Raw genomic sequence first — 668 nt, 5'->3', positions numbered from 1 at the left:
TCTTAAGAAACTCGTATACGGAACCTGGTGGAAGAACGCCCTGACAATAGGCTCTTCTGCTTGGATTTCAAAAGCCTATTTGGCGTTCCCTGAGTATGCTCACCCTCTGTTGCAGGAAAAGAAGCGCTTAGCGCTCAACACAGATTTGTTCTCATCTGATCAATTTAAACAGCTTTCTAAAAGTTTACTTGATGATAGAAAGGTCGATTTAAGCTGTTTCGATGCGATTAAGGTGTTGATTACTTTGCCTCATGAGGCTAGTTATATGAGGCAGCCGGATAGTCTAACAAGTGCCTATAAGCGATTGTTAGAAACTTTCTCCCCTCGTGACATTGGGGTCAAGGCTCACCCGAGGAGTACTAACCTTGACTTGCTCGATGAGATGTTTCCAGGTTCAACCCGTATCGATAAAAATATAGGCTTTGAGCTTATCTTGCCTCTGCTGGGAGATGACGTGCTTGTTTTGGGCGATATCTCGACAACCTTGCTGTCTGCCAAGTGGTTGAGGCCGGATATTCGTGTTGAAACATTAAGCTGTGAGGTGGCTAGTCAGCAAATGAATGACTTATTCAGCGCTCTTGGGATAAAGAAAAGCTATTCATTGGAATAAGCATTAACACTTAAATAATGGATATTGACAGTGAAGAAATATAAAAAGACTTATTGGG

General features: G+C 42.4%; 1 protein-coding gene. It reads left to right on the top strand.

The window, feature by feature from the left end:
- Nucleotides 1-610: hypothetical protein (locus A3729_RS33705; RefSeq protein WP_197476317.1), on the top strand; the 610-nt coding region annotated here is incomplete at its 5' end.
- Nucleotides 611-668: the final 58 nt, after the last annotated feature.

This window comes from Oleiphilus sp. HI0043, from assembly GCF_001634935.1.
This window is presented reverse-complemented; position numbering and strand designations above follow the sequence as displayed.